This is a genomic window from Mycobacterium sp. E2327 (genome assembly GCF_001672675.1).
Taxonomy (GTDB): domain Bacteria; phylum Actinomycetota; class Actinomycetes; order Mycobacteriales; family Mycobacteriaceae; genus Mycobacterium.
Genome location: NZ_LZKE01000184.1, coordinates 1 through 4,615 on the forward strand (window position 1 = coordinate 1; position 4,615 = coordinate 4,615).

5 protein-coding genes are annotated in these 4,615 nt (G+C 69.9%); 3 read left to right on the top strand and 2 right to left on the bottom strand.

Annotated elements, in window-relative coordinates; genetic code table 11:
• Nucleotides 1–428: polyprenyl synthetase family protein (locus A5712_RS21630; protein WP_197519467.1), on the top strand; the 428-nt coding region annotated here is incomplete at its 5' end.
• A gap of 4 nt (nt 429–432) precedes the next feature.
• The gene (locus tag A5712_RS21635) at nt 433–1,944 is read left to right on the top strand and encodes an alpha-(1->6)-mannopyranosyltransferase A (RefSeq protein ID WP_068109513.1); all 1,512 of its coding nucleotides are present in this window, start codon (nt 433–435) and stop codon (nt 1,942–1,944) included.
• Here A5712_RS21635 and A5712_RS21640 read toward each other — a convergent pair.
• Nucleotides 1,931–2,335 (bottom strand): Rv2175c family DNA-binding protein, encoded by a 405-nt coding sequence (locus tag A5712_RS21640; RefSeq protein ID WP_068109517.1) that lies wholly within the window; start codon nt 2,333–2,335, stop codon nt 1,931–1,933. The genes A5712_RS21635 and A5712_RS21640 overlap by 14 nt on opposite strands.
• Before the next feature lie 68 nt (nt 2,336–2,403).
• On the opposite strand from A5712_RS21640, the gene A5712_RS21645 reads away from it, so the two are divergent.
• Entirely contained in the window at nt 2,404–3,603 is a 1,200-nt protein-coding gene (locus tag A5712_RS21645) for a protein kinase (protein WP_068109521.1), read from the top strand.
• An 80-nt stretch (nt 3,604–3,683) separates the two neighbouring features.
• Here A5712_RS21645 and A5712_RS21650 read toward each other — a convergent pair.
• Nucleotides 3,684–4,615, bottom strand: a 932-nt coding sequence (locus A5712_RS21650) for a 3-deoxy-7-phosphoheptulonate synthase (RefSeq protein ID WP_068109523.1), incomplete at its 5' end; no start/stop codon positions are given.

The window sequence follows — 4,615 nt, forward strand, 5'->3', positions numbered from 1 at the left end:
CCGCCGACCGGCCCGAAGTGCAGGAAGCCTTCAAAGAATTCGGGACCGACATCGGCGTCGCGTTCCAGCTGCGCGACGACGTGCTGGGCGTGTTCGGCGACCCCGCGGTGACGGGCAAGCCGTCCGGCGACGACCTGAGGTCCGGCAAGCGAACCGTGCTGCTGGCCGAGGCGGTGGAGCTGGCGGACAAGTCGGACCCCTTGGTGGCCAACCGGTTACGCGGCTCGATCGGCGCGCAGCTGACCGATGCGCAGGTTGCCGAACTGCGCGACGTCATCGAGTCGGTGGGCGCGCTGGCCGCGGCGGAGCAACGCATCGCCGCGCTGACCGAACGAGCGCTGGCCACGCTCGCGGCGGCCCCCGTCAATGCGGCGGCCAAGGCGGGGCTGGCCGAGCTCGCCAGGATGGCCACGAATCGGTCCGCCTGAGCCGATGACCACTCCTGCCCAGGTTGCGGCCGCCAAACGCCCTGTCGCGCAGCACCTTTCGCGGCTTGTCGCGTTCGCCGCCACACCAGAGGCCGGGCCGGCGAAGCTCGGCTTCCTGGGTTCGGTGCTGATCACCCTGGGCGGGCTGGGCGCCGGCAGCACCAAACCGCACGACCCGCTACTGGAAGCGCTGCACCTGTCCTGGCTGCGCTTCGGCCACGGACTGGTGCTGTCCTCGATCGTGTTGTGGACGGGCGTGGGCCTCATGCTGATCGCGTGGGTGATGCTGGGCCGGCGCGCGCTGGGCGGGCACGCCACCGAGTTCACCATGCGGGCGACCACCGCCTTCTGGCTGGCGCCGTTGCTGTTGTCGGTGCCCGTCTTCAGCCGCGACACCTACTCCTACCTGGCGCAGGGCGCGCTGCTGCGCGACGGCTTCGACCCCTACGCCGTCGGCCCGGTCGCCAATCCAAACCCCTTGCTGGACAACGTGAGTCCGATCTGGACGATCACCACGGCGCCCTACGGGCCGGCGTTCATCCTGATCGCCAAGCTGGTCACGATGGTGGTGGGCAACCACGTGATCGCCGGGACGATGCTGCTGCGCCTGTGCATGCTGCCCGGCTTGGCGCTGCTGATCTGGGCCACTCCCCGGCTCGCCCATCATCTGCACACCAACGGCGCGCTGGCGCTGTGGATCTGCGTGCTCAACCCCCTGGTGCTAATCCACCTGATGGGCGGGGTGCACAACGAGATGCTGATGGTCGGCCTGATGGCCGCCGGCATCGCGCTCACCTTCCAGGGTCGCCACGTCCTGGGCGTCGCGCTGATCACGGCGGCAATCGCGGTCAAAGCCACCGCCGGAATCTCGTTGCCCTTCATGGTGTGGGTGTGGATGCGGCATCTCCGCGACCGCCGGGGATACCGGGCGCTGCCGGCGTTTCTGGCGGCCACCGCGACATCCCTGGCGGTCTTCGCCGTCGTGTTCGCGATCCTGTCCGCGGCGGCCGGCGTCGGGCTGGGGTGGCTGACCGCGCTGGCGGGGTCGGTGAAGATCATCAATTGGCTGACCGTGCCCACCGCGGTCGCCAACCTGATCCACGCCCTGGGCAGCGGCTTTTTCCCGGTCGACTTCTACGCCACGCTGCGCGTCACCCGGTTGATCGGCATCGCGATCATCGCGGTGTCGCTGCCGCTGTTGTGGTGGCGGTTCCGCCGCGACGACCGCGCCGCGCTGACCGGGATCGCGTGGTCGATGCTGATCGTGGTGCTGTTCGTCCCGGCCGCACTGCCTTGGTACTACTCCTGGCCGCTGGCGGTGGCGGCCCCGCTGGCCCAGTCACGGCGGGCGGTCGCGGCTATCGCCGGCCTGTCGACCTGGGTGATGGTGATCTTCAAACCGGACGGCTCGCACGGCATGTACTCGTGGCTGCATTTCTCGCTGGCCACCGCCTGCGCGCTGGCCGCCTGGTACGCGCTGTACCGGGCGCCGGAATCGGCTACTAGTACGCCATAGCCTGCGCGCGCCGCACCACTTCGCGCGCCTGGTGGCAATGCAGGGCGTCGACGGGCCGGGCGTTGGTGACGGCGTCGCGGCTGCCGTCGCGCGTGATCGTCAGCGACGGGTCGGGGGTAAACAGCCAGCGCACGATCTCCGTCTCGTGATAGCCACCGTCGTGCAGGATCGTCAGCAGCCCGGGCAGGCTCTTGACCACCTCACCGGACTTGGTGAAGAACACCTGGGGAACCACCACACCGCCGCCGCGCTTGACCGCGACCAGGTGGCCCTCGCGCAGCTGCTGGGCCACCTTGCTGACCGGTACGCCGAGTACCTCGGCCACCCCCGGCAGATCGTAGGTCGGCTCGTCAGGATCCAGGACGTCGTCGCCGGCCGGAATACTGCTCACGGCGCCAGTGTAGGCCCTGCTTAGCGCCTTGGACCCAGGTTTTGGCGACCCACACCTACGATGGCCCGGTGAGCGAAGCCGGGATCCGCGACCCCTTGGAGGGCACGCTGCTGGACGGCCGCTACCTGGTCGAGTCCAGGATTGCCAGCGGCGGCACCTCGACGGTGTACCGCGGCCTCGACGTCCGGCTGGACCGCCCGGTCGCGGTAAAGGTGATGGACTCGCGCTACGCCGGCGACGACCAGTTCCTGACCCGCTTCCAGCTCGAGGCGCGCACGGTCGCCCGCCTGAAAAATCCGGGGCTGGTCGCGGTCTATGACCAGGGCATGGACGCCCGGCATCCGTTTTTGGTGATGGAGCTGATCGAGGGCGGAACGCTGCGCGAGTTGCTGGCCGAGCGCGGGCCGATGCCGCCGCACGCCGTGGCGGCGGTGCTTCGCCCGGTGTTGGGCGGCCTGGCCGCCGCGCACCGCGCCGGCCTGGTGCATCGTGACGTCAAGCCCGAGAACGTTCTGATCTCCGACGACGGCGATGTCAAGATCGCCGACTTCGGGCTGGTCCGCGCCGTCGCCGCCGCCGGAATCACCTCCACCAGCGTCATTCTCGGCACCGCCGCGTACCTGTCGCCCGAGCAGGTGCGCGACGGCAACGCCGGCCCCCGCAGCGACGTCTACTCCGCCGGGATCCTCACCTACGAGCTGCTGACCGGGCACACGCCGTTCACCGGAGACTCGGCCTTGTCGATCGCCTACCGGCGCCTGGATACCGACGTTCCGCCGCCCAGCGCCGCAATCGACGGCGTGCCAGCGCAATTCGACGAATTGGTGGCACGGGCGACCGCGCGCGACCCCGCCGACCGCTACGCCGACGCCATCGAGATGGGCGCCGACCTCGCGGCGATCGCCGAAGAACTCGCGCTGCCGGACTTCCGGGTGCCGGCGCCAAGCAACTCCGCCCAGCACCGGTCGGCGGCGCTGCACCGCAGCCGGATGACCCAGCGCCCGTCCGCCGGCCCGCAATCACGCCCGCCGGCCGCGGCACCGGTCCGCAATCCCACCCGGCAGCTCCCCCGCCAACCCGATGACCGGGAGAGCGAATACCAGCCGGTCGCAGGCGAATTCGCGGGCATCGCGATGAGCGAGTTCGTCTGGGCCCGCCAGCACGCGCGGCGGATGGTGCTGGTGTGGGTGGCCGTCGTGATCGCGTTCACCGGGCTGGTCGCCACCGTGGCTTGGACGATCGGCAGCAACCTCAGCGGACTGCTCTAGGTTCTTGGCCGCGAGCGTGCGCAGTTGTACGGCCGCGCCGGCGTGTCGTCGTACAGACACGCACGCTCGCGACCGCGAATTCAGTCGCGCAGCATCTCGGCGACGAGGAACGCCAACTCCAGCGACTGCTGGGTGTTCAGTCGAGGGTCACAGGCGGTCTCGTAGCGCCCCGCCAGGTCGGTGTCCGAAATGTCTTGCGCCCCACCCAAACACTCGGTGACGTTCTCGCCGGTGATCTCGACGTGGATGCCGCCGGGATGGGTGCCCAGCGCGCGGTGCACCTCGAAGAACCCCTGCACCTCGTCGACGATGCGGTCGAAGTGGCGGGTCTTGTAGCCGTTGGACGACTCGTGCGTGTTGCCGTGCATCGGGTCGCACTGCCAGATCACCTGGTGCCCGGCGGCCTGCACCTTCTCGACGATCGGCGGCAGCAGGTCGCGGACCTTGTTGTTGCCCAGCCTGCTCACCAGCGTCAGCCGTCCTGGCTTGTTGTGCGGGTCGAGGCGCTCCACGTATTCGACGGCCAGCTCGGGGGTCATCGTCGGGCCGATCTTCACGCCGATCGGGTTGGCGATCACCTCGGCGAACGCGATGTGCGCGCCGTCGAGCTGGCGGGTCCGCTCGCCGATCCACACCGTGTGCGCCGACAGGTCGTACAGCTGCGGCTCGCCGCCCTCGACGTCGGACAGGCGCAGCATCGCCCGCTCGTAGTCGAGCACCAAAGCCTCATGGCTGGCGTAGATTTCGGCGGTCTGCAGGTTGCGGTCGGCGACCCCGCACGCGCTCATGAACTTCAGTCCCCGGTCGATCTCGCTGGCCAGCGCCTCGTACCGCGCGCCGGCCGGCGAGGTCCGGACGAATTCGCGGTTCCAGTCGTGCACCAGGTGCAGCGACGCCAGCCCCGACGACGTCAGCGCCCGCACCAGGTTCATCGCCGCGCTGGCGTTGGCGTAGGCGCGCACCAGCCGCGACGGGTCGTGCTCGCGCGCGGTGGCGTCCGGGGCGAAGCCGT